Source organism: Serratia sp. BNK-10 (genome assembly GCF_047456065.1).
Lineage (GTDB): Bacteria > Pseudomonadota > Gammaproteobacteria > Enterobacterales > Enterobacteriaceae > Serratia > Serratia ureilytica.
Window position 1 is genome coordinate 4,368,602 of record NZ_CP179894.1, and the last position, 25,888, is coordinate 4,394,489.

At 60.2% G+C, this 25,888-nt stretch carries 23 protein-coding genes; 12 read left to right on the forward strand and 11 right to left on the reverse strand.

Going from position 1 to position 25,888, the window contains the following annotated elements; translation table 11 throughout:
• Positions 1-42: 42 nt before the first annotated feature.
• The 10 genes from ACMGG9_RS21045 to csrD form a co-directional block, all read right to left on the reverse strand.
• Positions 43-807, reverse strand: coding sequence for a CDP-diacylglycerol diphosphatase (locus tag ACMGG9_RS21045; protein WP_033644908.1), 765 nt, complete (start codon positions 805-807; stop codon positions 43-45).
• Between the two features lie 151 nt (positions 808-958).
• Positions 959-2,404, reverse strand: coding sequence for a metalloprotease TldD (gene tldD / locus ACMGG9_RS21050; protein ID WP_033651236.1), 1,446 nt, complete (start codon positions 2,402-2,404; stop codon positions 959-961).
• A 7-nt stretch (positions 2,405-2,411) separates the two neighbouring features.
• Positions 2,412-3,272, reverse strand: coding sequence for a deaminated glutathione amidase (gene nit1 / locus ACMGG9_RS21055; protein ID WP_414161703.1), 861 nt, complete (start codon positions 3,270-3,272; stop codon positions 2,412-2,414).
• Complete coding sequence (yhdP, locus tag ACMGG9_RS21060) at positions 3,269-7,072, reverse strand: AsmA2 domain-containing protein YhdP (protein ID WP_369606073.1); 3,804 nt, start codon at positions 7,070-7,072, stop codon at positions 3,269-3,271. Before yhdP ends, nit1 begins: the two co-directional genes overlap by 4 nt.
• An 88-nt stretch (positions 7,073-7,160) precedes the next feature.
• Entirely contained in the window at positions 7,161-8,630 is a 1,470-nt protein-coding gene (rng, locus tag ACMGG9_RS21065) for a ribonuclease G (protein WP_019453170.1), read from the reverse strand.
• Between the two features lie 38 nt (positions 8,631-8,668).
• Positions 8,669-9,253 carry a Maf family protein gene (locus tag ACMGG9_RS21070; RefSeq protein ID WP_033644452.1) on the reverse strand — a complete coding sequence of 195 codons (585 nt, stop codon included), beginning with the start codon at positions 9,251-9,253 and terminating at the stop codon, positions 8,669-8,671.
• A 10-nt stretch (positions 9,254-9,263) separates the two neighbouring features.
• Positions 9,264-9,752: a rod shape-determining protein MreD gene (gene mreD, locus ACMGG9_RS21075; RefSeq protein WP_004936918.1), complete on the reverse strand. Its 489-nt coding sequence runs from the start codon at positions 9,750-9,752 to the stop codon at positions 9,264-9,266.
• Positions 9,749-10,774, reverse strand: coding sequence for a rod shape-determining protein MreC (mreC, locus tag ACMGG9_RS21080; protein WP_033644451.1), 1,026 nt, complete (start codon positions 10,772-10,774; stop codon positions 9,749-9,751). The genes mreD and mreC overlap by 4 nt, the downstream gene beginning before the upstream one ends.
• A gap of 94 nt (positions 10,775-10,868) precedes the next feature.
• Positions 10,869-11,912, reverse strand: a complete 1,044-nt coding sequence (mreB, locus tag ACMGG9_RS21085; RefSeq protein WP_003855260.1) for a rod shape-determining protein MreB — start codon at positions 11,910-11,912, stop codon at positions 10,869-10,871.
• A gap of 412 nt (positions 11,913-12,324) precedes the next feature.
• A complete protein-coding gene (csrD, locus tag ACMGG9_RS21090) occupies positions 12,325-14,259 on the reverse strand; it encodes an RNase E specificity factor CsrD (RefSeq protein WP_033644450.1) in 1,935 nt (644 codons plus the stop codon).
• Between the two features lie 204 nt (positions 14,260-14,463).
• Here csrD and ACMGG9_RS21095 point away from each other — a divergent pair, with 204 nt between their 5' ends.
• The 11 genes from ACMGG9_RS21095 (at position 14,464) to fis (ending at position 24,200) form a co-directional block, all read left to right on the forward strand.
• The gene (locus ACMGG9_RS21095) at positions 14,464-15,441 is read left to right on the forward strand and encodes an MDR family oxidoreductase (RefSeq protein ID WP_033644448.1); all 978 of its coding nucleotides are present in this window, start codon (positions 14,464-14,466) and stop codon (positions 15,439-15,441) included.
• A 156-nt stretch (positions 15,442-15,597) separates the two neighbouring features.
• Positions 15,598-16,599 (forward strand): protein-methionine-sulfoxide reductase catalytic subunit MsrP, encoded by a 1,002-nt coding sequence (gene msrP / locus ACMGG9_RS21100; protein WP_414161704.1) that lies wholly within the window; start codon positions 15,598-15,600, stop codon positions 16,597-16,599.
• Complete coding sequence (gene msrQ, locus ACMGG9_RS21105; protein WP_414161705.1) at positions 16,600-17,199, forward strand: protein-methionine-sulfoxide reductase heme-binding subunit MsrQ; 600 nt, start codon at positions 16,600-16,602, stop codon at positions 17,197-17,199.
• Between the two features lie 287 nt (positions 17,200-17,486).
• Positions 17,487-17,939, forward strand: coding sequence for a type II 3-dehydroquinate dehydratase (gene aroQ / locus ACMGG9_RS21110; RefSeq protein ID WP_004936891.1), 453 nt, complete (start codon positions 17,487-17,489; stop codon positions 17,937-17,939).
• A 32-nt stretch (positions 17,940-17,971) separates the two neighbouring features.
• Positions 17,972-18,439, forward strand: a complete 468-nt coding sequence (accB, locus tag ACMGG9_RS21115) for an acetyl-CoA carboxylase biotin carboxyl carrier protein (RefSeq protein ID WP_033636178.1) — start codon at positions 17,972-17,974, stop codon at positions 18,437-18,439.
• A gap of 12 nt (positions 18,440-18,451) precedes the next feature.
• Positions 18,452-19,801: an acetyl-CoA carboxylase biotin carboxylase subunit gene (gene accC / locus ACMGG9_RS21120; protein ID WP_033651233.1), complete on the forward strand. Its 1,350-nt coding sequence runs from the start codon at positions 18,452-18,454 to the stop codon at positions 19,799-19,801.
• A gap of 151 nt (positions 19,802-19,952) precedes the next feature.
• Positions 19,953-20,195: a YhdT family protein gene (locus tag ACMGG9_RS21125; RefSeq protein WP_033644445.1), complete on the forward strand. Its 243-nt coding sequence runs from the start codon at positions 19,953-19,955 to the stop codon at positions 20,193-20,195.
• Positions 20,185-21,630, forward strand: coding sequence for a sodium/pantothenate symporter (gene panF / locus ACMGG9_RS21130; protein ID WP_033636180.1), 1,446 nt, complete (start codon positions 20,185-20,187; stop codon positions 21,628-21,630). The genes ACMGG9_RS21125 and panF overlap by 11 nt, the downstream gene beginning before the upstream one ends.
• An 11-nt stretch (positions 21,631-21,641) precedes the next feature.
• On the forward strand, positions 21,642-22,523 hold the full coding sequence (gene prmA, locus ACMGG9_RS21135; protein ID WP_033644444.1) for a 50S ribosomal protein L11 methyltransferase: 882 nt from the start codon (positions 21,642-21,644) through the stop codon (positions 22,521-22,523).
• A 394-nt stretch (positions 22,524-22,917) separates the two neighbouring features.
• A complete protein-coding gene (gene dusB, locus ACMGG9_RS21140) occupies positions 22,918-23,922 on the forward strand; it encodes a tRNA dihydrouridine synthase DusB (protein WP_033644443.1) in 1,005 nt (334 codons plus the stop codon).
• Positions 23,904-24,200, forward strand: coding sequence for a DNA-binding transcriptional regulator Fis (gene fis, locus ACMGG9_RS21145; protein WP_000462905.1), 297 nt, complete (start codon positions 23,904-23,906; stop codon positions 24,198-24,200). The genes dusB and fis overlap by 19 nt, the downstream gene beginning before the upstream one ends.
• Before the next feature lie 129 nt (positions 24,201-24,329).
• Here the strand turns inward: fis and ACMGG9_RS21150 are convergent, their stop codons facing one another.
• Entirely contained in the window at positions 24,330-24,671 is a 342-nt protein-coding gene (locus tag ACMGG9_RS21150) for a hypothetical protein (protein WP_016930249.1), read from the reverse strand.
• 248 nt (positions 24,672-24,919) lie between these two features.
• Between ACMGG9_RS21150 and lpxO the strand changes: the two genes are divergently transcribed.
• The gene (lpxO, locus tag ACMGG9_RS21155; protein ID WP_033651231.1) at positions 24,920-25,825 is read left to right on the forward strand and encodes a lipid A hydroxylase LpxO; all 906 of its coding nucleotides are present in this window, start codon (positions 24,920-24,922) and stop codon (positions 25,823-25,825) included.
• Positions 25,826-25,888: the final 63 nt, after the last annotated feature.

The following is a 25,888-nucleotide window of genomic DNA, read 5'->3' on the forward strand; positions in this document are numbered from 1 at the left end:
GATGCTTCGCCGCTCTCACCTGCGTCATTTTATGTCGCAAAATTAACGCGGCAAAATCGCGCACTCTTTATCCAGCAGCGACTCTACCGAAGCGCGGTTGCCGACGTCCCAGCCGCGCTTCGAGGCCAGCAAAATAAACCCCCGTTGGCCGCCAAACGTGGTGGGCACTAACGCCACGCCATATTCCGCCATCTGCGGCGGCGACAGATGGAAATAATCCGCCAGATCCTTAATCGGGTAAACGCCCATCGCGGTTGGCTGCATCACGCGGCGCGCGTAGTAGGTGTGGCGCAACAGCTTATCCGGCAAGGGCCGCCATTGTTCCTGTATGTAGGGGCGTTCCGCCTGCAATTGACGCCGCACGTCCTCACGCAGACAGGTCAGGTGAATATGCAATTGGTTTTGGCTACGGCCGTATGCGGAGTTGATCGCCATGCCCAACATATCATCCGGCACCGGCCCGCCATATTCGGCGGCCAGCCGATAACGCATCAGCCAGGCATAGCCAAAATAGTCCGTCCGTTCCCCGGCCAACAGCTGCGGGCTTTCGATGCCGGAGAGCGGCGCCGTCGGAACCAGAATAAAATGATAGGGGTAACGCGGATTTTGCAGCACGCTAAAGCCCTGGGCCTTCCCCTGCGGCATATAAATCTGCTCACAGGGCGCCGGATCGCGCTTTTGCTGATAATTGGCCATGCAAAGCTTATCGACCACGCCCCACAGCGCATCGGAGCGGGCGCAGCCCGTCAGGGACAGGACGCCCAGCGCCAGCAGCCAACGCCGGGCGGGTATAGCCAGACGCGTCATCATCGTATTGCTCTGTTTTTTCGCCACGTCAATTTTATTCCATTATATCGTGCAGGCTACGGCGTCCTGCCGCGCTTAGCGTTACGAATGCGAGAAAGGCCGCAAAATGGAGCATGATTGAGGGGCCAACGCGGGGCCCCTGGAGGAAAAATTACGCCGTGCCGCCGACGGTGAGCGTGTCCAGTTTCAGCGTCGGTTGGCCGACGCCCACCGGCACGCTCTGGCCTTCTTTGCCGCACACGCCCACGCCTTTATCGAGCGCCAGATCGTTGCCGACCATCGAGATCTGCTGCATCGCCTCGATGCCGGAGCCGATCAGCGTCGCCCCCTTCACCGGTTTAGTGATGCGGCCCTTCTCGATCAGATAGGCTTCGGTGGTAGAGAACACGAACTTGCCGGAGGTGATATCCACCTGGCCGCCGCCAAAGTTCGGCGCGTACAGGCCGTATTCAACGCTGGCGATGATCTCTTCCGGCGTCGATTTACCCGCCAGCATGTAGGTGTTGGTCATGCGCGGCATCGGCAGATGCGCGTAGGACTCGCGGCGGCCGTTGCCGGTCGGCGCGACGCCCATCAGGCGCGCGTTGAGCTTGTCCTGCATGTAGCCTTTCAGCACGCCGTTTTCGATCAGCACGTTGTACTGGCCCGGCACGCCTTCGTCGTCGATCGCCAGCGAACCGCGGCGCCCTTGCAGGGTGCCGTCGTCCACCACGGTACACAGCTCAGACGCCACCCGCTCGCCCATATGGCCGCTGAACACCGAGGTGCCGCGCCGGTTGAAGTCGCCTTCCAGGCCATGGCCCACCGCTTCGTGCAGCAGCACGCCCGGCCAGCCGGCGCCCAACACCACCGGCATATTGCCGGCCGGCGCCGCTACCGCGCCGAGGTTGACCAGCGCCATGCGCACCGCTTCTTTGGCGTAGGCATCGGCACGCACGTCGCCGTCGACGGTTTCCAGGAAGTAGTCATAGCCGAAACGGCCGCCGCCGCCGCTGGAGCCGCGCTCACGCTTGCCGTCCTGCTCCACCAGCACGCTGACGGAAAGGCGCACCAGCGGGCGAACGTCCGCCGCCAGCGTGCCGTCGGTGGCGGCCACCAACACCTGCTCGTAAACGCCGGTGATGCTGGCGTTCACTTCCTGCACCCGCGCATCGGCGGCGCGCGCCACCTTGTCGACGCGGTGCAACAGGGCGATTTTCTCTTCGCGCGGCAGGCTTTGCAGCGGATCGAGCAGCGGGTACAGCGCTCGATAACCGATTTCGCCCAGGGTATGCGCCCGCCCGTCGCCCTGCTCGCGCACGATGCTGCGCGCCGCCTGGGCGCTCTGCTGCAGCGCATTCAGAGTGATCTGATCGGCATAGGCGAACCCGGTCTTCTCACCGCTGACGGCGCGCACGCCGACGCCCTGGTCGATATTGTAAGAGCCATCCTTGATGATGCCGTCCTCGATCACCCAGGCTTCGTGATAGCTGGACTGAAAATAGAGATCGGCGTAGTCGATACGGCGTTCTGCCAGTTGACCCAGTACCGAGTACAGGTCTTGATGACTCAGCTTGTTGGTAGCGAGTAACTGCTCACTGACAAACGTCAGACTCATAATGGTTTCACTCTTGATTGGAGGATAACTTGTCAGACGGCGCCGTCAGCGACGTCTGGAATCGGTTGTGCTGCAGCACCGGCATCTGCACACGAATATTTTTCAGGCTTGCGGCGTCCACGCGCACCTTCAGTGCCGCCACGGCGTCCGGGTTCTCGGCCAGTACCTTGCCCCAGCCGTCGACGGCCAGCGTGTGGCCCCAGGTGCGACGGGTCGGCCCGTGGCGCCCCACCTGCGCCGGCGCCAGGATCATGCACTGGTTCTCGATCGCTCGGGCGCGCAGCAGGATTTCCCAATGCGCCTCGCCGGTTACCCGCGTAAAGGCCGCCGGCACCGAAATCAGTTCGGCGCCCTGCGCCCGCAGCGCCTGGAACAGCGCGGGGAAGCGCAGATCGTAGCATATGGTCATGCCCAAACGCCCGACCGGCGTATCCACCACCGTCAGGTGCTGCCCATGCTGGTAGGTATCCGACTCGCGGTAATGGCCGTGCGCGTCGTTGATGTCCACATCGAACATGTGCAGCTTGTCGTAGCGGGCGCGGATCTCGCCCTGCTCGTCGAACAACAGGCTGCTGGTGGTGATAAGCTCCGGGTTCTCACGGCTGACGAGCGGTATCGAGCCCACCAGCAACCACACGCCATAGCGGCGCGCCAGTTCGCGCACCGCATTCTGCAGCGGGCCATCGCCCTGTTTTTCCGCCTGTTGGCGGTAGGCTGCGGAGTTGGCGAACAGCAGCGCGTTCTCCGGCGTCATGACCAGTTTTACCCCGGCATTGAGCTGCTTAATCTGCTGTTCAATCTGGGCCAGGTTATCGCGCACCTGATCGCCACTGCACAACTGCAACAACGCAACGTTAGCATTCCTCATGACGCCTTATCCTCCTTTGACTTACGCTGTACCTCATTGATCTTCGGCTGGTCGAGATCGCCGCCGATATGGTAGCGAATCAGCGAAATCTTGCTCCACAGCGGCCCCAGCACCTGCGAGGCGGCGAACACCGCCGCGCCGACGATCGGGTTAACGACAAACGCCGTGGCCACGCCGACGGTCGCTGAAATCGCCGGCGCCACCACCGCTTCCATATCGATGCGGCGGCGCGCCAAATCGATCTGGCCGCTCATAGCAATATCCGCCGCCAAGCCATCGATCAATAGATTATCAGTATGCATTATGCCATCTTTCAGCCAGGCGGTACTGCGGATGGAATCAAAGTAGAAGCCTTTGCCGAAGGTATCGCTGAAGTCGAACTGCAGCTTGCGCAGCAAAGCGTCGAAGCTGACCAGCCGCAGCAGCTGACCGGCGCGGCCGCCGCCCATGCTGTCGATCTCGCCCTTGCCCATTTTGACCTGCAACGCGCCGCTCAACGTATCGACCCGCGGCTGCCACGGCGTGCCATGCCAGTACAGATCAAAATCCACGTCGTAAGGCGCCCCTTTGAGCGGAATGGTGATGCCAAAGAAGGCGGCGGTTTCATCAATCTTGCCGCCGAGCAGCTTGCCTTTCAGCGAGCTGCGCTCTTCCTGCGCGTTTTGTTTCCACAGGCCGGTGGCGGTCATGCGCCCTTGGCCGGTATCGACCAGGCCGTGATCCAGCGTCAGAGTATCGCCCCGATTAGTCAGATCCGCCTCGACCTTGCCGAGGTTCTGCCCCAGTACCCAGCACGACTTGCAGCGCAACATCAGCGAAGGCCAGTCGCGGAAGGAAACTTTTTCGGTCGACGGCGGTGGCGTGCCCGCCGCGTTTTTCGTCTCTGCGAACTGCGGGTTGTAATACAGATAATTGATATCGGCGCGCCACGGCCCGCGATCGGCCACCCGCAGGCTGCCGTCCACTTCGTCGCTCTTGGCGCTCACGAGGGTAGCGCCAAGCTGTTTCTCGGCCGACAGCGTCAGCTTATGCCAGGCCTGGCCGCCCAACAGCAACTGCGGCGTGGTCAGCGCCACGGTGGTGGGGAAGCTGAAACCGCCCACCTGGCCGCTGCCGCCGCCCTGTTTCAGCGCCGGCGCGAGCAGCGCCAGCCACTGCTCACCGTCCAACGCCGGCAGATTCAGCGTCATCGACTTGCCGGCCGGCAGCGGCGGCGTGCCGCCCCCGTTGGTTTGCCAGGCGGCGCGCGCCAGATTCACCTGTTTTTTATCGAAGTTCCATTCACTGTTGAAACGGTTCTGTTTGCCCGCGCTGCCGGTCAACATGAAGCCGTTCAAACCGCCTTTGACCTTGACGTTCACCGGCAGCGCCTCTCCTGGCGCCTTGTCCAACGGCGAAGGTAAGTGACTGCTCACTTTCTTCAAATCCGCCTCGAGACCGATATCGTAGCTGGCCGAACCTTGGTGCGGCAGCGTGATGGCCACCTGGCTCTGCCAGGGCGCGCTGCCGCTGAGCGCATCGGCGGCCTCTTTCGGCAGGCCGGGGAACTTGCCCGGCTGCCAGTCTCCTTTCAGACCAACGTTGACCTTGTAGTCACGCTCGCCTTCCTGCGTAGTGAAGTTGACCGCCACCGGTTGCCCGAACCAGTTGGCCGACAGGGTGTCGCTCTCCAGATTGCCGTTGTTGAAACGGAATTTGCCGCTGAGCTTCTGCAGCTCGCTTTCCAGCGGTTTTATCAGCAACGAATTATTGTTCAGCGCCACTTCACCGGTGGCTTTGACCTGCTCGCCGTCCAGCGGGATATCCAGATGTAAGCGCCCACTGACATCGCCGCCGATCTGCAGCTGCTCCAGCGCCGCCCCCAGCGAATCGTGCAACGGCGTCTGCATAAAGTAGTCATGCACATCGCTGCCCGCACCTGCGACTTCGGCGTCGATCAGCAATCGCTCTTTCAGGTAATCCGGGATCACCGCGCTGATATTTTTACCCGCCACCTTGCCCAACCGGGTTTGCGGCGCATGCATCCACAGCCCCTCGTTGGCGAAATCGAGATCGATCGCCAAATCGGTCAGCGCCGGCCAGCCCGGTTGGAACTGGAAGGTGGCATGGCGCAGCGGTACGAAGACTTCGAACTGTCCTTCGTTTTTGCGATACGGGAAGTGCTGCGGATCGCCGGAATAAATCAGCGTGGCGTTATCCACCTGGCCGCCCTGAATGGCGCCGCTCAGGTAGTCCACCAAATGCTTGCCCATCAACGGTTCCGGGAAATAGCGCCAGGCGTCGGCGCCGTCATACAGGCGGATGCCCGCCAGGATGTTCAGCCACGGATCGCCCTTGGCCGGCTGCTGATAACGGAAATCGCCGTTGACCCACAGCGACTTCGCCTTGACGTCCAGCCCCTGGCTCGCCAGTTCCCAGCCCTGATCGTTGTAACGCCAGGTCAGCGCGCCACGCGCGCTGCTGATTTCAAGCGGCGCGCGGAACATGTCGCCGTAAGGCAGAGTGCTGTCGGTGAGCCCCAGCGTCAGGCGGCCGTTCTCCACCCCGCCGCTCAACGCCCCAGAGAAGTGGTTAACGCCCGGCAGCAGTTCCCAACGCCGCCAGCTGACATCGCGCCACAGCGCCTGGAAACGGCTCTTTTCCGGCTGCTTGAGCGGAATGTCCAGCGCCAGCGCTTCCAATTGCCCCTGCGGCTGCAGATCGTTCCAGCGGTCGAGCACGTCCGGGCTGAGGAACGAGAAGGTCGGCAACAGCGCCGACAGACGCTCCAGCTGAATATCAGTCGCGCGCACACGCAGTTCTTCATTCTGCGCCGGCCCCATGAATTCGGTGTTTTCCGGCAGCCACAGCGCGGAAAGCCCGCCCTGCGGCCAGGCCTGGCCGTCGGTGCTCAAACGCAGTTGCGGCACGTCGAGCTGCCAACCGGTGCCCTGGCGGCGCAGCGACAGCGCCAGATTATCCACGTCCAGCCGGTGCTGCGCGGCGCCGGTGTCCCAGTTGGCCGCCCCCTGCTTGAGCAACGCATTGCCGCCGGCGATCTGGCCGTTCTGCACCTGCAGCCAGGCCGCCAGGCTGAAGTCGGCGCTTTCCAGCCCGGTGTTGGCGCGCAGCCAGCGGGTAAACCAGGGTTTCATGTCGATGTTATCGGCCTGCAGGTAGACCGTGCCGGTATCCAGCAGGCCCTGATTATCGCGCAGGTCCATGCGCAGCTGCACCACGCCGTGTTGGCCGTTCAGCGTAGACAGACTGATCTGCCCCTCGGCGCGGTGGCGATCGCGGCCGTTGAGCCAGGTCAGCTGGGGAATGTCAAATTCGGCGCGCGCGCCGGCGGGCGTCAGGAACGAGATACGGCTGTCGCGCAAATCGAAGTGATCGAGCTGGCGCAGCATCAGATCGCTGATCTTGCCCGGCTCAAGGCCTTCGCCCTGCTGGTCGCCGCCCAGCGTGGCGTTCAAGTCGAGGCGGAATTGGTAGAAGGTCAGATCGCGGAACTGCCAGCGCCAGTGCAGCAGCGACTGCCACACGTCCAACGCCAGCGTCACGCGCTCGATATGCACATCGCTTTTGGGCAGCGTAGCGCTCAGGTTGCGCATTTCAAGCTGCGGGCCGAACGTTTCCCAGCTGCCCTGCACGAAATCCATCCGCACGGGCACGCCGGACAGCTTCTCCACCTGCGCCAGCAGTTGCGGGCGGTAGTCGTTCAGCTTCGGCAGCATCAGGCGCAGCCCGCTGATCAGCAGCGCCACAATCACAATTAGGGTGGCGCCTGTTGCTAACAGAATCCCAGGCAGTCGCCTCACGCAGTTCTCCTTGCTCCGCTGCCTGGCAACGGGAATATCTATGCACTGACGGGCCCGGCGTGCCGGGCCCCTACCGATGTCGGGCGGGCTACATCATGACGACGTCGAACTGCTCCTGGCTGTACAACGGTTCGATCTGCACCTTCACCTGTTTGCCGACGAAGATCTCCACTTCGGCCAGCGCGTGCGACTCTTCGCTCTTCAGCGCTTCGCCGACCGCCGCGGAGGCGTACACCAGGAAGCGATCGGAATCGTAGGCGTGATGCACGCGCACAATTTCGCGCAGAATCTCGTAGCACACGGTTTCCACCGTTTTCACGGTGCCGCGCCCATTGCAAGTAGGACAATCGTGACAGAGCACATGTTCAATGCTTTCACGCGTTCGTTTACGCGTCATTTCAACTAAGCCTAGCTGAGAGAAGCCGTTGATCGTGGTTTTTACCCGATCTTTACTCAACGCCTGCTCCAGCGAGTGCAGCACCCGGCGGCGATGCTCTTCGTTGTTCATATCGATGAAGTCGATAATGATGATGCCGCCCAGGTTGCGCAGCCGCAGCTGGCGGGCAATGGCCTGCGTCGCCTCGATGTTGGTATTGAAGATGGTTTCATCGAGGTTGCGGTGGCCGACGAAGGCGCCGGTGTTGATGTCGACGGTGGTCATCGCCTCGGTCTGATCGATGATCAGATAGCCGCCGGACTTCAGCTCCACCTTGCGCTCCAGCGCGCGCTGGATCTCGTTTTCCACATCGTACAGATCGAAAATCGGTTGGCTGCCGGTGTACAGCTCCAGCTTGCGGGTGATGTCCGGGATATACTCGCCGGTAAACTCCACCAGCAGATCGTGCGTCAACCGCGAATCGACGCGAATGCGATCCAGCGCCGCGCCGGCGAAGTCGCGCAGGATGCGCTGCGCCAGCGCCAGCTCGCCGTACAGCTTGTATTTGGTCTGGTTGCGCTTCTTGCGCTCCATCACCTTGGTCCACAGGCGTTTGAGGAACGCCGCGTCCTGCGCCAGCTCCTCCTCGCCGATGCCCTCCGCCGCGGTGCGGATGATAAAACCGCCCAGCTCGTCGCAGTGCGGCGCAACGATGGACTTCAGGCGTTCGCGCTCGGCTTCGCTTTCAATGCGCTGCGACACGCCGACGTGCGCCGCGCCCGGCATGAAGACCAGATAGCGCGAAGGCAGCGTAATGTCGGTAGTCAGACGCGCGCCCTTGGTGCCGAGCGGATCTTTCACCACCTGCACCATCAGGTCTTGCCCCTGGCGCACCAGCTCGGCGATGTCGCGCACGTGGAAGTTTTTCCGCTCGTCGCCGGCGACGCATTCGGTATGCGGCATGATGTCGGAGGCGTGCAGGAAGGCGGCCTTGTCCAGGCCGATGTCGACGAACGCCGCCTGCATCCCCGGCAGGACGCGGCTGACGCGCCCTTTATAGATATTGCCGACGATGCCGCGTTTGGATTCGCGTTCGATATGAATCTCTTGCAGAATGCCGCCATCGATATAGGCGACCCGCGTTTCAGACGGTGTGATATTAACCAGTAGCTCAGCTGTCATGCCTTCTCCTCAGAGCCGGTCGATAATGGCAGCGCCCATCAACCGGTTCTTACATCACGTAATGCGACAAAATTACTGAGCAGCTCATGTGTTTCGACCAGTGGCAGACCGACCACCGCGTGATAACTCCCGGTTATCGTTCTGACGAAACAACCACCCTTTCCTTGAATGCCGTAGGCGCCCGCTTTATCCATCGGTTCGCCCGTAGCAATATAGTCGCGGATATCCTGTTGCGACAGGCTGCGGAACGTCACGTCGGTCACCACCAGCTGGCAACGCACGTCTTGGCGATCGGCGATCGCCACCGCCGTCATCACCTGATGCTGTTTGCCCGACAGGGCCGCCAGCATCTGTGCCGCATGGGCTTCGTCGCGCGGCTTCTCCAGCACCCGGCCGTTGAGCACCACGATGGTGTCGGCGCCCAGCACCGGCCGATCTTCCTGCGCCAGCGCCACGCCCGCTTTGGCCTTGTCCTGCGCCAGGCGGCGCACATAGGCTTCTGCGGCTTCGCCTTCCCGGCGCTGCTCTTCGGTATGCGTCAACAGGATGTCGAACGATACGCCCAGCAGGGTCAGCAGTTCACGTCGACGTGGGGAGCCGGAGGCCAGATAAAGCGAAGTCATTGAGATACCCTTACTGTACGGCGAACTGACGGCGGATTTTGCGCATCAACAGGAATAACCACGGCCACAAAATGCCGTTTACCACACTACTCCAGAACACCTCTGGGCGGAAAGAGACGTTGATCACTAAAAACTCAGCCCAGAACACCACCACGTCCATCGACAGCGACAGCAGCACGACGATCAGCGCCTGTTGCCACAGCGCCATATTGCGGAACAGTTGGAATTTGAACGCCACCAGGTAGGCGATGATGCCCAGCGCCAGCGCGCGCACGCCCAGCGTGGAGCCGAGGATCAGATCCATGATCAACCCCAGCACGAAACCGGTGCCGACGTTGACGCGGTGCGGCAAGGCCATCACCCAGTAAATGAGGATCAGCACCAGCCACGAAGGCCGGAACATGTAGATCTGTTCCGGCCACGGCATGATTTGCAGCACCAACGCCACCAGGAAAGACAGCCAGATGATCCAGCGCCCGTGGCTGCGGTAACTGTTCATTGCACCACTCCCGCCGCGGCAGGCTGGGCTGGAGGCTGGGCAGACGCCGGAGCGACGGTTTGCGGCGCCACGCCGGTGGCCGGCGCCGGCAGCTGCGGCCCGACCGAACCGGCAGGCGGCAGCACCTGCGGCATCATCTGCATCAGGCGCTCATTTGCCACGCGGTGAACTTCGTCCGGCGGCAACGGCATGTCGCCGTTGCGATCGGCGCCCCACAGCAGCAGCAGGTAGCGCAAGCGCTGCAGACCGGCGGTCGGCCGCGCCTGAATCACGGTGTAAGCGCGTTGATTGTCGACCTTGACCGAAGAGACTACCGCCACCGGATACCCTTCCGGGAAACGGCCGCCGAGGCCGGAGGTCACCAGCACGTCGCCAACGCGGATATCGGTATTGTTCGGCAGGTGTTCCAGCTGCAGATCGTCGGCGCAGCCGCTGCCTGCGGCGATCACCCGAATATCGTTGCGCAGCACCTGAATCGGCAACGCGTGCGAGGCATCGCAGATCAGCAGCACGCGGCTGGTCACCTTCGCCACCGCCACGACCTGGCCAACTACGCCCTTGTCACTGATCACCGGCTGGCCTTCATAGACGCCGTTGTCCGACCCTTTGTCGATAACGACCTGGTCGCTGTACGGATCGGAACCGGTGGAGATCACCTGGGTGACCATCTTGTGTTCGTCCTGGCGCAGCGGTGAACCCAGCAGCTCGCGCAAGCGGGCGTTTTCCTGCTTGAATTGGCCAAGAAGAAGAATATCGCTGTTTTTCAGCAGCAGTTCCTGCCGCAGAGCTCGGTTTTCCAGCTCCAGCTGTTGGCGGGTGGCCAGCGTTTCCGACACGCTGTCCAAAACTTTACGCGGCCCGTTGGCCAGAAAATAGAAAGGGCTGACTGCGGTGTCCATGTAGTTACGTATCTTCACGAACGTGCCGAGCCGGCTGTCGGCAACGATCAGGCCAATGGCCGCGATCACCGCCAAAAAAAGTCGCAGTTGCAGGGAAGGCCCCCTGCTAAAAATCGGCTTCATAAATTATGCGAGTTCCTCGACAACAGAAAGAGGAACCGTACCCGATTTTCGCTGTGCGCATTCATCCGATACGATTCCTCCTTCCAGGGGCTGACTATTCTTCGCTGAACAAATCGCCGCCGTGCATGTCGATCATTTCCAACGCCTTGCCGCCGCCGCGCGCCACGCAGGTCAGCGGATCTTCCGCCACCACGACCGGGATGCCGGTTTCTTCCATCAGCAGGCGATCAAGGTTGCGCAGCAACGCGCCGCCGCCGGTCAAGACCATGCCGCGTTCGGAAATGTCGGAGGCCAATTCTGGCGGGCACTGCTCCAGCGCAACCATCACCGCGCTGACGATGCCGGTCAGCGGCTCTTGCAGGGCTTCGAGGATTTCATTGGAGTTCAGGGTAAAGCCGCGCGGTACGCCTTCAGCCAGGTTACGGCCGCGCACTTCGATTTCGCGCACTTCGTCGCCCGGATAGGCAGAACCGATTTCGTGCTTGATGCGCTCTGCGGTGGCTTCGCCGATCAGCGAGCCATAGTTGCGGCGCACATAATTGATGATGGCTTCATCGAAACGGTCACCGCCGATGCGCACGGAAGAGGAGTACACCACGCCGTTCAGCGAGATCACCGCCACTTCAGTGGTACCGCCACCGATATCCACCACCATGGAGCCGGTCGCTTCGGAAACCGGCAAACCTGCACCGATCGCCGCCGCCATCGGCTCTTCAATCAGGAACACTTCACGCGCGCCGGCCCCTTGGGCGGACTCGCGGATAGCGCGGCGTTCAACCTGGGTTGCGCCGACCGGCACACAGACCAGCACGCGCGGGCTTGGGCGCATAAAGCTGTTGCTGTGAACCTGTTTGATAAAGTGCTGCAGCATTTTTTCGGTCACGAAGAAGTCGGCGATCACGCCGTCTTTCATCGGGCGAATAGCCGCGATGTTGCCGGGGGTTCGGCCCAGCATCTGTTTGGCGTCATGACCGACGGCCGCTACGCTCTTTGGGGAGCCGGCACGATCCTGGCGAATGGCAACCACCGAAGGTTCATTCAGTACGATGCCTTGCCCTTTAACATAAATCAGGGTATTGGCGGTACCCAAGTCGATGGACAAGTCGTTGGAAAACATGCCACGAAATTTCTTAAACATAACGAAAGGATAATCCTGCAAGCTGGGGGCGGAAAATAAAATCCGCCTACTTTACCAACCACACGAAGCAGCGACAAGGCGCAAAAACGTTCTACTTCGGTGAAAAATAGTCTGTATTGTTTCTGCTCGAATGCACGGAAATTGGATGAGGCCTGAATTCCCTGAACAAAGGCTCAGTTTACCACCCTGTCAACGCACGAAACGGCGTAACACAGCTCATAAAATCTAACATATTCCCTGATTGCCGCCGGTGGTAAGCACCTACCAACGTCAACCAGATAAAGGCAGACAAGAGCCTATCTCAAATAGGCGTTGTTGTCGCAGGCAGTTTGGAAAAAACTCCAAAAAGACGGTAACGAGGCCCAGATGGATCCGGTCCTCATTCTACGTCAATTTTTGTCCGTCAATCAGCTTAAACACGATAACGACGTGAATATTTTTTACGCCCTACGTCGATCGGTTCCGGCGACGCGAAAAAGTCGCCCTGCCCGCCATGGATCCCACGCTCTTTCAGCGTCTGCCATTCGTTGCGCGTACGTACGCTGGCAGCGAACACCTGAGCGCGCGTGCCCGCGCAGGCGCCGGTCAGGCTCTGCACGAACAGCTGATTTTCGTCCCGCTTATCGATACTCCGCACCAACCCCGGGTGGAGCTTGACGATCTCCACCTGCAACGACTTGATATAGGACGTACTGACCACGGTTAACCCCGCTTTGGACACCGCCAGGCGGCAACCCAGCCCTGACAGCAACCTCAGCACCGGACGCAAACGGTCGATATGTTGACACACATCTGCCTCCGCAAGTTCAATCAGAATTCGTCGACGCTGACTTTTTTCGCACTGCAACAGCGTATCCCGCAACCAGCGTTGGAAAGAACGCTGCAAAATCGAGTCCACGCACAGCGGGAACGCCAGCGTTTCTTCAGGCCACTGCGCCAGCAACGGGATGATGCGGCTCACCTGTTGGCGATCGTAACTCTCCGCCAACCCCAATTGCTCCACCAGCGGCATATATTCCGCCGGCAGCAATTCCTGGGCGCCGTCATAAATTCGGCTCATGATCTCACGGTGGTGCACCTCGCCTTCCACGGTCACCGCCGGTTTCTGATACAGCCGCGGGCCGCCGCGCGCCAGCACCTGTTCCAGCAGCGTGCGCCACTTGACGCTGCCGCGCCCCTTTTCCGGCACCTGGCTGTCGTACACGTACCAACCGTTTTCGCCCTGCAGCGTAGCGTGCCGCGTCGCCTGCTCCGCGTAATCGATCACCTGCTCCGTGGTCTGGCCGCTGCGGTACGCCACGATGCCGATGTGCAGGAAAGCCTCACGGTCGATCATCGCCGTGGAAGGCAAGGCATCGATGGCGTTGACCAGCTGTGAGGCGATGCCGTCGGCCTCCTTCAGCGTGCGATGCGGCAGCAAGACGGTAAAATCGCTGTGAAAATAGCGCGCCAGCAGCGCCGACGGATAGCGCATCACGAAGGTAGACAGCAGATTGACCAGCGAATACATCAGCTCCTGCACCGCCACGCTGCCGTGCGTGTCGCGCAGGGTCTCGAAATCGGGCAGCCGCACCATCATCACGATGCCGTGCGAGCCTTCCTCTTCCAGCTGAGTGGTCAATTGGTTATCGAAGAACAGGCGATTGTTCAGCCCGGTTTTGGCGTCCTGCGCCGCGAAGGCGCGGATCAGCGTATCGACCCGGCTGCGCTCCTCCCGGGCTTCCGCCAGATCGGCCAGCAGGCGGTCGAGCGCCCCGCTGACGTTGGCCGGCCATTCGCGCACGTCGCCCTGCATGACGTTTTCGCGCTCGCCGTTCAGAATGCGCCGCGCGCGGCGCTCCAGACGATCCTCGCCGTCGGCCTGTTCACGCAGCCAGCGCAGGCTGAACAGCAAAATCACCACCATAACGACGATCGACAGCGTGACGGCGGCCGTGGATTGCAACGTGCGCACATCGCTGGCGAAGGGATCGAGGTAGGTGATTTGCAGCGTACTGCCCGGGTGCTGCAACAGCGGCCGCGAGACCTGACGATAGCCGTTCAGCGCATCCCAGGGCTCTTTTTTCGCCGTCGGCAATTTATAGTCGAGGAGCTTGCTGGCGCCGGCCTCTACGCGGATCGACACAATGCCGAGCGGGCGCATGACAATCGGCAACCATTTCTCCTGATCGCGCGGCGACTCGCGCAACATGGCTTGATCGAGAGACGTGACCAGCGAATCAAAGCGACGCTCCTGGCGATCCTGGGTAACGTAAAAGAAGCTGTATGAGCATCCCATCAGCATCAAAAACATCGCCAGCGCGACCAACAGAGTGATCAATGCAGAGAGTTTGGTGGTAAATCGCATCCCTGTGCCTTGTCCGCTATGGTTAAGTGAGTGTTCACCCTTTAGCTAAAAGGGGCCGTCCAACCCTAACAAGCCTTGCTGAGGAATTAAACCTGCAAGCGCCGTTTTTGTCCTTTATCAGGACTTGGGCCGCTTATTATGCATATAGTCAAATAAATGTGATTCAGCCATTGATAGAAAAGTGTAAACGAGAGGAAGAGTGACATGCGTGCACTGTTATTGGAACAACAAGACGACCAAACTCTGGCTCATATCAAAGATATCGGCAGCGATCGGTTGCCGGAAGGCGATGTTACCGTCGACATCAACTGGTCCAGCCTGAACTACAAGGATGCGCTGGCGATCACCGGGAAAGGCAAGATCGTGCGTCATTTCCCGATGGTGCCGGGCATCGACTTCGCCGGCACCGTGCGCCACAGCGGTGACGCTCGCTTTAAAGAGGGGCAAAGCGTGGTGCTCACCGGCTGGGGCGTGGGTGAACACCACTGGGGCGGCCTGGCCGAGCAGGCTCGCGTCTCCGGCGAGTGGCTGGTGCCGCTGCCGAACGGCCTGGATGAGCGCAAGGCGATGATCATCGGCACCGCCGGCTTTACCGCCATGCTCTGCGTGATGGCGCTGGAGGAAGGCGGGGTACACCCGGACGACGGCGATATCCTGGTTACCGGCGCCAGCGGCGGCGTGGGCAGCACCGCCATCGCCCTGCTGGCGGCGCTGGGGTACCGGGTGACCGCCATCAGCGGCCGCGACAGCAATACCGACTACCTGAAAGCGCTCGGCGCCAAAGAGGTGATGTCGCGCGATGGCTATATCGACACGCCGCGTCCGCTGGAGAAACAGCTGTGGGCCGGCGCGGTGGACACCGTCGGCGACAAACTGCTGGCCCGGGTGCTGGCGCAGATGAACTATAACGGCACCGTCGCCGCCTGCGGCCTGGCCGGCGGCTATCAGTTGCCGACCACCGTGATGCCGTTCATTCTGCGCAATGTGCGCCTGCAAGGGGTGGACTCGGTGCATACGCCGCTGCATCGCCGCCAAACCGCCTGGGAACGGCTGGCCGGCATTCTGCCGGACAGTTTCTATCAGCAAGCCACGCACGAAATCACCCTCGAACAGGCGCCGGCCACCGCCGCCGCGCTGCTGAACAACCAAATCACCGGCCGCACTCTGGTGAAAATCCGCTGACGGACTCCCCCCGGCGACGGGGGGCTCACCGGCGTCTGCGAAATTTCATATTTTCCCGCGTCCCCTCGCTTCCGGCCGGCTTTAGCGCCATGCTTATTTCATGGAGCCCCGTTAACCGCTCGCGGGCGGCGGGCATCAGTCGCGGAGAACATAAGCATGAACAAACACCCCAAATTGACCGAGGCCGACGTCACGCCGGAGAGCGTATTCCACCAGCGGCGCAAAGTGCTGCAGGCGCTCGGCATCACCGCCGCCACGCTGGCGCTGCCTACCGGCGCGCAGGCGGACCTGCTGTCGTGGTTCAAAGGCAACGATCGTCCCAAAGCGCCGCCGGGCAAAGCGCTGGAATTCAGCAAACCGGCCGCCTGGCAGGCGCAACTGGCGATGACGCCGGAAGACAAGGTCACCGGCTACAACAACTTCTATGAGTTCGGCCTCGACAAGGCCGATCCGGCCGCCAACGCCGGCGGGCTGAAGACCGAAGGCTGGAAAGTGCGCATTGACGGCGAAGTGGCGAAGCCGATAACGCTGGATATCGACGATCTGATGAAGCGTTTCCCGCTGGAGCAGCGCATTTATCGCATGCGCTGCGTCGAGGCCTGGTCGATGGTGGTGCCGTGGATCGGTTTCGAACTGGGCAAACTGATCAAGCTGGCCGAGCCGAACGGCAACGCGCGCTACGTGGCCTTCCAGACGCTGTACGATCCGGAACAGATGCCCGGCCAGAAAGATCGCTTTATCGGCGGCGGCCTGAAATATCCCTACGTCGAAGGGCTCCGGCTGGACGAGGCGATGCATCCGCTGGCGCTGCTGACCGTCGGCGTGTACGGCAAAACCCTGCCGCCGCAAAACGGCGCGCCGCTGCGGTTGATTACGCCGTGGAAATACGGCTTCAAAGGCATCAAGTCGATCGTGCATATCCGTTTGGTGCGCGATCAGCCGCCGACCACCTGGAACCAATCTGCGCCGAACGAGTACGGTTTTTACGCCAACGTGAATCCGCACGTCGATCATCCGCGCTGGTCGCAGGCCACCGAGCGTTTCATCGGCGCCGGCGGCATACTCGACGTCAAACGCCAACCGACTCTGCTGTTTAACGGCTATGCCGATCAGGTGGCGTCGCTGTATCACGGCATGGACCTGCGGGAGAATTTCTAAGTGCGCCTGACGCCTGTTCATATCAAATGGCTGAAAGCCGCCCTGCATCTGGCGGCGTTTTTGCCCTTTCTCTGGCTGGTGTTGGCGGTGGATCAGGGCTGGTTCAGCGCCGATCCGTCCAAGGACATTCAGCATTTTACCGGCAGGATGACGCTGAAACTGCTGCTGGCCACGCTGGCTATCGCCCCGCTGGCGCGCTACGCCCGGCAACCGCTGCTGATCCGCTGCCGCCGCCTGGTCGGGCTGTGGTGCTTTGCCTGGGGCACGTTGCACCTGATAAGCTACTCCACGCTGGAACTGGGGCTGAGCAATCTCGGCCTGCTGGGCAGCGAGCTGGTGAATCGCCCGTATCTGACGCTCGGCATCCTCACCTGGCTGATCCTGCTGGCGCTGGCGGCCACCTCGACGCTGTGGGCGATGCGCAAACTGGGCGCCAAATGGCAAACGTTGCACAACTTCGTCTATCTGGCGGCGATCCTCGCGCCCATCCACTATCTGTGGTCGGTCAAAACGTTTTCACCCCAGCCGTTCATTTACTCGCTGTTGGCGGTGGCGCTGTTGGGCCTGCGTTACAAGAAATTCCGCGCCTGGTGGCGCTGAATCGCGCGGCGGCGCGTGGGATTGCCGCTGAAAAACGCGCGCCGCCGGCGGGAACTTTTTTTGTGTTCCAGCGCTCATATTCCTGTCACGGCTCCCCGAGTTCGTCGATTTGGGGTTGAATATCTTCGCTGATAAGACCAGTATTTAGCTGCGAATTGCTACGATATCGTTATAATGCCCGACCTTGTTTCTGTTCTCAGGGTGAATTTGCCCCTTAACAGGTGACAAATCGGTAACATCGGGTTATTTTCTACGATGATGGTTTTATTGCCGGAGATACCAGCACAATGGCGGATAAGTTTCACATTTTGCTTCTGAACGGCCCCAATCTCAATCTGCTGGGGACGCGTGAGCCGGAGAAGTACGGCAGCACGACGCTGACAGAGATTGTTAACGGATTGGAAAACCAGGCATCCGCATTGGATATTACCCTGAGCCATCTGCAGTCCAACGCCGAGCATCAGCTGATCGATCGCATCCATCAGGCGCGCGGCAATACCGATTTCATTCTGATAAATCCGGCGGCGTTCACGCATACCAGCGTGGCGCTGCGCGATGCGTTGCTGGCGGTGCAGATCCCGTTCATCGAGATCCACCTGTCCAACGTGCACGCCCGCGAACCTTTCCGCCATCACTCTTATCTCTCAGACGTAGCGGTAGGCGTGATTTGCGGCCTCGGCGCGGATGGCTACGCTTTCGCTTTACAGGCAGCGGTTAACCGTCTGTCGAAAACCCACTAATTGCTCCACAAAAAGAGTACGGAATCACACTCATGGATATTCGTAAAATCAAGAAACTGATCGAACTGGTTGAAGAATCAGGCATTTCTGAACTGGAAATCTCTGAAGGCGAAGAATCGGTTCGCATCAGCCGTGCCGCACCGGCGCAGGCTTATCCCGTCATGCAGCAGGCCTACGCGATGCCGGCACAGCAGCAGCCAGCCCTGGCTAACGCCGTTGCCACCGCGCCTGCGGCAGAAACCCCTGCAGCACCGGCGGCCGTGAGTGGCCACGTCGTTCGTTCCCCAATGGTAGGCACCTTCTACCGCACCCCAAGCCCGGACGCGAAAGCCTTCGTGGAAGTGGGCCAGAAAGTGAACGCCGGCGATACCCTGTGCATCGTTGAAGCCATGAAAATGATGAACCAGATCGAAGCGGACAAGTCCGGCGTCGTGAAAGCCATCCTGGTGGAAAACGGCCAGCCGGTCGAATATGACGAGCCGCTGGTCGTCATCGAATAACGAGGCGCCCCCATGCTTGATAAAATTGTTATCGCCAACCGCGGCGAGATCGCGCTTCGCATCCTGCGTGCCTGTAAAGAACTGGGCATCAAGACCGTTGCGGTTCACTCCGCGGCCGACCGCGATCTGAAACACGTTCTGCTGGCCGACGAGACCGTCTGCATCGGTCCTGCGCCATCGGTAAAAAGCTATCTGAACATCCCGGCCATCATCTCGGCGGCGGAAATCACCGGCGCCGTGGCGATCCACCCGGGCTACGGCTTCCTGTCCGAGAACGCCGACTTCGCCGAGCAGGTTGAACGCTCCGGTTTCATCTTCATCGGCCCGAAAGCCGAAACCATCCGCCTGATGGGCGACAAGGTTTCCGCGATCAACGCCATGAAAAAAGCCGGCGTGCCATGCGTGCCGGGCTCCGACGGCCCGCTGACCGATGACATGGATAAAAACCGTGCCTTCGCCAAGCGCATCGGTTATCCGGTGATCATCAAGGCCTCCGGCGGCGGCGGCGGCCGCGGCATGCGCGTCGTGCGCAGCGACAAAGACCTTGAGCAGTCCATCAACATGACGAAAGCGGAAGCCAAAGCGGCTTTCAACAACGACATGGTGTACATGGAAAAATACCTGGAGAATCCGCGTCACATCGAGATTCAGGTATTGGCCGACGGCCAGGGCAACGCCATCTATCTGGCCGAGCGCGACTGCTCCATGCAGCGTCGCCACCAGAAAGTGGTCGAAGAAGCGCCGGCGCCGGGCATCACCAGCGAAATGCGCCGCTATATCGGCGAGCGCTGCTCGAAAGCCTGTGTGGAAATCGGCTATCGCGGTGCGGGCACCTTCGAGTTCCTGTATGAAAACGGCGAGTTCTATTTCATCGAAATGAACACCCGTATTCAGGTAGAGCACCCGGTTACCGAAATGATCACCGGCGTGGATCTGATCAAAGAGCAGCTGCGCATCGCTGCCGGTCAGCCGCTGTCGATCAAACAGGAAGAAGTGAAGATCCACGGCCATGCGGTAGAATGCCGTATCAACGCCGAAGATCCGAACACCTTCCTGCCGAGCCCGGGCAAGATCACCCGCTTCCACGCGCCAGGCGGTTTCGGCGTGCGTTGGGAATCTCATATCTACGCCGGTTATACCGTACCGCCGTACTATGACTCCATGATCGGCAAACTGATCACCTACGGCGAAAACCGTGACGTGGCGATTGCCCGCATGAAAAACGCCCTGGCTGAACTGATCATCGACGGCATCAAAACCAACGTTGAGCTGCAGCAGAAGATCATGAACGACGAAAACTTCCAGCACGGTGGCACCAACATCCACTATCTGGAGAAGAAGCTGGGTCTGCAGGAAACCTAAGCAGGCACGCAGCATCGTCTGACGAAAGGCCGGTTAATCACCGGCCTTTTTCTTTGGCGCTGACGCCAGTAACGGCTTGGCAAAACGCCGTCATGCCGTAAAATTCCCTACCTTTGATGAATCCATCACCGTAAACCTATGGGAGACACGGATGGACAAACGCTTTATTCAGGCGCACCGCGAAGCGCGCTGGGCGCTGGGGCTGACGCTGCTCTACCTGCTGGCCTGGGGGCTGGCGGCCTACCTGCCGGACAGCGCCATCGGCGTCACCGGCCTGCCGCACTGGTTCGAAATGGCCTGTCTTCTGGTGCCGCTGCTGTTCATCGGCCTGTGCTGGCTGATGGTGCGCACGGTGTTCCGCGACATTTCGCTGGAGGACAGCGATGCAAACTGAAGTGATCCTGCCGCTGGTCGCCTACCTGTTGCTGGTGTTCGGCCTGTCGGTGTATGCCTATCGCCGCCGTCAGAACGGAAATTTCCTCAGCGAATACTTCCTCGGCAACCGCTCGATGGGCGGCTTTGTGCTGGCGATGACCTTGACCGCCACCTACATCAGCGCCAGTTCGTTTATCGGCGGGCCCGGCGCCGCCTACAAATACGGCCTGGGCTGGGTACTGCTGGCGATGATCCAACTGCCGGCGGTGTGGCTGTCGCTCGGCGTGCTGGGCAAGAAATTCGCCATCCTGGCGCGGCGCTACAACGCCATTACCCTCAATGACATGCTGTATGGCCGCTACCAAAGCCGCCTGTTGGTGTGGCTGGCCAGCCTCAGCCTGCTGGTGGCGTTTCTCGGCGCCATGACGGTGCAGTTCATCGGCGGCGCCCGCCTGTTGGAGACCGCCGCCGGCATTCCTTATGACACCGGCCTGCTGATCTTCGGCATCAGCATCGCGCTGTACACCGCCTTCGGCGGCTTCCGCGCCAGCGTGCTGAACGACGCCATGCAGGGGCTGGTGATGCTGCTTGGCACCGTGCTGCTGCTGGTGGCGGTGATCCATGCCGCCGGCGGACTGGACAGCGCAGTAAGCAAACTGCAGCAGATCGATCCGGCGCTGGTGTCGCCGCAGGGCGGCGATCAGATCCTCAGCCTGCCGTTTATGGCGTCATTCTGGATCCTGGTGTGCTTTGGGGTGATCGGCCTGCCCCACACCGCCGTGCGCTGCATCTCCTACAAGGACAGCAAGGCGGTGCATCGCGGCATTCTGCTCGGCACCGTAGTGGTGGCGGTGCTGATGTTCGGCATGCACCTGGCCGGCGCGCTCGGCCGCGCGGTATTGCCGGATCTCAAGATCCCCGATCAGGTGATCCCAACGCTGATGATCACCGTGCTGCCGCCGTACGCCGCCGGGATCTTTTTGGCGGCGCCGATGGCGGCGATCATGTCGACCATCAACGCCCAACTGCTGCAATCCTCCGCCACCATCATCAAGGATCTCTACCTGGGCGTGCGGCCGCAGCAGATCCACAACGAGCGATTGATCAAGCGCTTCTCCAGCCTGACCACGCTGATCCTCGGCCTGCTGGTGCTGCTGGCGGCCTGGCGGCCGCCTGAGATGATCATCTGGCTCAACCTGCTGGCTTTCGGCGGGCTGGAGGCGGTCTTCCTGTGGCCGCTGGTGCTGGGCCTGTATTGGGAACGCGCCAATGCACAGGGAGCGCTTAGCTCAATGGTGTCGGGTGCGGTATGCTATACGCTATTGGCCAGCTTCAACCTGCAACCAGCAGGGCTGCACCCTATCGTGCCTTCGCTGTTGCTCAGCCTGTTGGCGTTTTATCTCGGTAACGTCGTCGGCGAAAAGCGCCGGACGGCGTCATCATTACCCTCTTGAAGAGAATTGCTATGCCTTGGATCCAACTCAAACTGAACACCACCGGCAGCCAGGCGGAAGACCTGAGCGACGCGCTGGTGGAAAGCGGCGCCGTGTCGGTGACCTTCCAGGACACCCACGACAATCCGGTGTTCGAACCCTTGCCGGGTGAAACCCTGCTGTGGGGCGATACCGATGTGATCGGCCTGTACGACGCCGAAACCGATATGGCCGAGGTGGTGGCGATGCTGGAACAGCACCCGCTGCTGGGCGCCGGTTTCCGCCACAAGATAGAACAGCTGGAAGACAAGGACTGGGAGCGCGAGTGGATGGACAACTTCCACCCGATGCGTTTCGGCGAGCGCTTGTGGATCTGCCCGAGCTGGCGTGACGTGCCCGATCCTGACGCGGTCAACGTGATGCTCGATCCGGGCCTGGCGTTTGGCACCGGCACCCACCCGACCACCGCGCTGTGCCTGCAGTGGCTGGACGGCCTCGATCTGGCCGGCAAAACCGTTATCGACTTCGGTTGCGGCTCCGGCATCCTGGCGATCGCCGCGCTGAAGCTGGGTGCGGCGCGCGCTATCGGCATCGACATCGATCCCCAGGCCATTCAGGCCAGCCGCGACAACGCGCAGCGTAACGGCGTTTCAGAGCGTCTGGAGCTGTATCTGCCGAAAGACCAGCCTGCCGACCTGCTGGCGGACGTGGTGGTCGCCAACATCCTCGCCGGCCCGCTGCGCGAGCTGGCGCCGCTGATCGGCTGTCTGCCGAAGGCCGGTGGCCATCTGGGGCTGTCCGGCGTGCTGGCCAGCCAGGCGAGCAGCGTAGCGGAAGCCTACGCAGAGAAGTTCACGCTCGACCCGGTCGCCGAGCGCGAAGAGTGGTGCCGCATTACCGGCCGCCGCAAGTAAGCGTCACGGTATAGTGTCCCTCTCGTCGACCGGCCCTGCGCCGGTGGATTTTTTTTGCCCGGCGATCGGCCCTCGGGCGGCACAAAATTTTATGCAATTTTTCGCCGCTCAACGACTGATCGCCCTGAGAATGCGCCTTCCAGGCAGGCTATCCCGGCAAAAATAGCGGGCGAATGCAGATAATATCCTGCGCAAAGGCGAATATTTTGCCGCACACAAAATAAGCACTTTTCGTCAACTTATTGTAAAATATATATAATATTTTTATGAATCGCCGCGTAGCGTATTTTTCGTCCTAATATCGGGCCAATTGGTTAAAGTTTGGCCTTTCATCTCGACGCAAAAATGCGTAATATACGCGCCCTTGCGGACACAGTATGGTCACTCTTTGTCTATGCGCATTGGACACCACCAGCTTACTAATTGCCTGATTGCGGCCCCGATGGCCGGTATTACAGATCGCCCGTTCAGAACCCTCTGTCATGCAATGGGTGCTGGGATGGCTGTATCCGAAATGCTCTCCTCCAACCCGGAGGTGTGGCGGACGGATAAGTCGCGTCTGCGTATGGTGCATAGCGATGAACCTGGGATCCGCTCCGTGCAAATTGCCGGATGCGATCCTGATGATATGGCCGCCGCCGCGCGTATCAACGTGGCCAGCGGCGCGCAGATCATCGACATCAACATGGGATGCCCGGCCAAAAAAGTGAACCGGAAGCTTGCCGGGTCCGCTTTGTTGCAGTACCCGGATCTGGTTAAACGGATCCTCCACGCGGTGGTCGACGCGGTGGATGTGCCGGTAACGCTGAAGATTCGCACCGGCTGGGCGCCAGAGCACCGTAACTGTGTAGAGATTGCCCAACTGGCCGAAGACTGTGGTATTCAGGCCCTGACGATTCACGGCCGAACCCGCGCCTGTCTGTTTAACGGCAACGCGGAATACGACAGCATTCGGGCAGTTAAGCAGAGTGTTTCCATTCCGATTATCGCGAATGGGGATATTACTGACCCGCATAAAGCCAGAGCAGTGCTCGACTACACCGGGGCCGATGCCCTGATGATAGGCCGCGCTGCTCAGGGGAGACCCTGGATCTTCCGGGAAATCCAGCATTATCTGGACACTGGGGAGTTGCTGCCGCCGATGCCGCTTGGCGAGGTGAAGCGCTTGTTGATTGGGCACATTCGGGAATTGCACGGCTTTTATGGCCAAGGCAAGGGATTCCGGATTGCTCGTAAGCACGTGTCCTGGTATCTCCAGGAACACGCTCCGAATGACCAGTTTCGGCGCACATTCAACGCCATAGAGGATGCCAGCGAACAGCTGGAGGCGTTGGAGGCATATTTCGAAAATCTTAGCGTAAAAAAAGAGCTGACAGAACTATGTTCGAACAACGCGTAAATTCTGACGTACTGACCGTTTCTACCGTTAACTCACAAGATCAGGTGACTCAAAAGCCTCTGCGTGACTCGGTTAAACAAGCACTGAAGAACTATTTTGCTCAACTGAACGGTCAAGACGTAAATGACCTGTATGAGCTGGTACTGGCTGAAGTTGAACAGCCACTGTTGGACATGGTGATGCAATACACCCGTGGCAACCAAACCCGCGCAGCCCTGATGATGGGCATCAACCGCGGCACGCTGCGTAAGAAGCTGAAAAAATACGGCATGAACTGATACTAGTCAGTTAACGTGTTGAAAAGGCGCTTTATCTCATTTGATAAGCGCCTTTTTCTTTGGGGCACGCCCGGTTTGCAGGCAATAAAAAAGGCCGCAACGCGGCCCTTGGGGTAAAAAGCGGAGACCTTACTCGGTCGCTTTGTTTTTGAGGCTTTCCGCCCCTTGCTTGGTCTTGTCCCAAGCCTTCTCCGTACCCTGTTTGGTGGAGTGCCAGGCTTTTTGCGAGCCTTCGCTCACTTTACTGCCAACGCTATCGCTCTTGCCTTCGGCGGCGTGCTTGGCTTTCAGCTTCAGCTCTTCACCCTTGTCCTGAGACTGGTGCAGCTTTTCTTTGGCGGTATCCGCCCCTTTATGCGCCTCAGCGACAACCTCGTTGCTGGCGTGAGCGGCGGTGTCGGTCGCGGTTTCAGCAGCGAACACCGGGGAAGCGAGCAGCAGTGCAGACAAGGCAATGATTGATTTCTTCATAAGTCCCTCTTTTCTCAGATACGTGCCATTCGTCATGAAACAAGATGGCATGAAACGCCCCTTGAACGATTTAAGAATAGGACTAAAACCAAAAAAATCGATATAAAATTTTATTGCAAACAGTTTTATTGATTTTTTATGCCACTAAGCAGCATGAGCGGGGAAAGCGCACGAAAAAGTTAAATTTTTCCTGTCACAAAACTATAATTTGTACGAATTTTTAACAAGCACTAACAGGGATGGATTCTATGGTTGCCGCGATCATTATCGGCATTTTTATCATCAGCTTCCTCTACGCACACTCCCGCGGCAAAGAGAAACAAAAGCTTACCCGTCAGCTGTTCGATCACTCCACGTTTATGGGGCCGATCAACATGTTTATGACCGGTTTCTCCCGTTTGCCCGCCAAACAGCCCTATTTCGACGAAAAAGGCTTCCCGGAGCTGCAGACGCTGACCGACAACTGGCAGACGATCCGCGAAGAAGCGGTGCGCCTGCAGGATCACATCAAAAAGGCGCAGTCGCATAACGATGCCGGCTTCAACACCTTCTTCAAACGCGGCTGGAAACGTTTCTATCTGAAATGGTACAGCGACAGTCACCCTTCGGCGCAGACGCTGTGTCCAAAAACCGTCGAGCTGCTCAACCGCATCCCGTCGGTCAAGGCGGCGATGTTCGCCGAGCTGCCGCCCGGCAGCCACCTGGGTAAACACCGCGATCCTTACGCCGGCTCGGTGCGCTATCACCTGGGGCTGATGACGCCCAACGACGATCGCTGCTTCATCGAAGTAGACGGCGAGCAGCACAGCTGGCGCGACGGCGAGGCGGTGATCTTCGACGAGACCTACGTGCACTGGGCGCAGAACGCCACCGATCAGACGCGCATCATTCTGTTTTGCGACGTCGAGCGGCCGATGAAATGGCGCTGGGCGCAGGCGGTCAACCACTGGGTCGGCGCTACGCTGATGTCGGCGGCCAGTTCGCCGAACGACGATCAGGACCGCACCGGCGGCATCAACCGCATCTTCAAATACGTCAACGCGGTGCGCGATGCCGGCCAACGCCTGAAAGCGCGCAACCGCCGCGGTTACTACCTGCTGAAATGGCTGGTGATCGCCGCGATCTTCGCCGCGATTATCATTCCCAGCCTGTAAAACGCGCCAATCCTCAACTCAGGGGCAACGCGAATGAGAATATTCGCATGCCCCTCTTCCGCC

Bases quoted from the DNA above. Each gene is read 5' to 3' on its own strand.
- ACMGG9_RS21045 (WP_033644908.1), bottom strand. From the start codon at position 807: ATGACGCGTCTGGCTATACCCGCCCGGCGTTGGCTGCTGGCGCTGGGC.
- tldD (WP_033651236.1), bottom strand. From the start codon at position 2,404: ATGAGTCTGACGTTTGTCAGTGAGCAGTTACTCGCTACCAACAAGCTG.
- nit1 (WP_414161703.1), bottom strand. From the start codon at position 3,272: ATGAGGAATGCTAACGTTGCGTTGTTGCAGTTGTGCAGTGGCGATCAG.
- rng (WP_019453170.1), bottom strand. From the start codon at position 8,630: ATGACAGCTGAGCTACTGGTTAATATCACACCGTCTGAAACGCGGGTC.
- ACMGG9_RS21070 (WP_033644452.1), bottom strand. From the start codon at position 9,253: ATGACTTCGCTTTATCTGGCCTCCGGCTCCCCACGTCGACGTGAACTG.
- mreD (WP_004936918.1), bottom strand. From the start codon at position 9,752: ATGAACAGTTACCGCAGCCACGGGCGCTGGATCATCTGGCTGTCTTTC.
- mreC (WP_033644451.1), bottom strand. From the start codon at position 10,774: ATGAAGCCGATTTTTAGCAGGGGGCCTTCCCTGCAACTGCGACTTTTT.
- mreB (WP_003855260.1), bottom strand. From the start codon at position 11,912: ATGTTTAAGAAATTTCGTGGCATGTTTTCCAACGACTTGTCCATCGAC.
- csrD (WP_033644450.1), bottom strand. From the start codon at position 14,259: ATGCGATTTACCACCAAACTCTCTGCATTGATCACTCTGTTGGTCGCG.
- ACMGG9_RS21095 (WP_033644448.1), top strand. From the start codon at position 14,464: ATGCGTGCACTGTTATTGGAACAACAAGACGACCAAACTCTGGCTCAT.
- msrP (WP_414161704.1), top strand. From the start codon at position 15,598: ATGAACAAACACCCCAAATTGACCGAGGCCGACGTCACGCCGGAGAGC.
- aroQ (WP_004936891.1), top strand. From the start codon at position 17,487: ATGGCGGATAAGTTTCACATTTTGCTTCTGAACGGCCCCAATCTCAAT.
- accB (WP_033636178.1), top strand. From the start codon at position 17,972: ATGGATATTCGTAAAATCAAGAAACTGATCGAACTGGTTGAAGAATCA.
- accC (WP_033651233.1), top strand. From the start codon at position 18,452: ATGCTTGATAAAATTGTTATCGCCAACCGCGGCGAGATCGCGCTTCGC.
- ACMGG9_RS21125 (WP_033644445.1), top strand. From the start codon at position 19,953: ATGGACAAACGCTTTATTCAGGCGCACCGCGAAGCGCGCTGGGCGCTG.
- panF (WP_033636180.1), top strand. From the start codon at position 20,185: ATGCAAACTGAAGTGATCCTGCCGCTGGTCGCCTACCTGTTGCTGGTG.
- prmA (WP_033644444.1), top strand. From the start codon at position 21,642: ATGCCTTGGATCCAACTCAAACTGAACACCACCGGCAGCCAGGCGGAA.
- dusB (WP_033644443.1), top strand. From the start codon at position 22,918: ATGCGCATTGGACACCACCAGCTTACTAATTGCCTGATTGCGGCCCCG.
- fis (WP_000462905.1), top strand. From the start codon at position 23,904: ATGTTCGAACAACGCGTAAATTCTGACGTACTGACCGTTTCTACCGTT.
- ACMGG9_RS21150 (WP_016930249.1), bottom strand. From the start codon at position 24,671: ATGAAGAAATCAATCATTGCCTTGTCTGCACTGCTGCTCGCTTCCCCG.
- lpxO (WP_033651231.1), top strand. From the start codon at position 24,920: ATGGTTGCCGCGATCATTATCGGCATTTTTATCATCAGCTTCCTCTAC.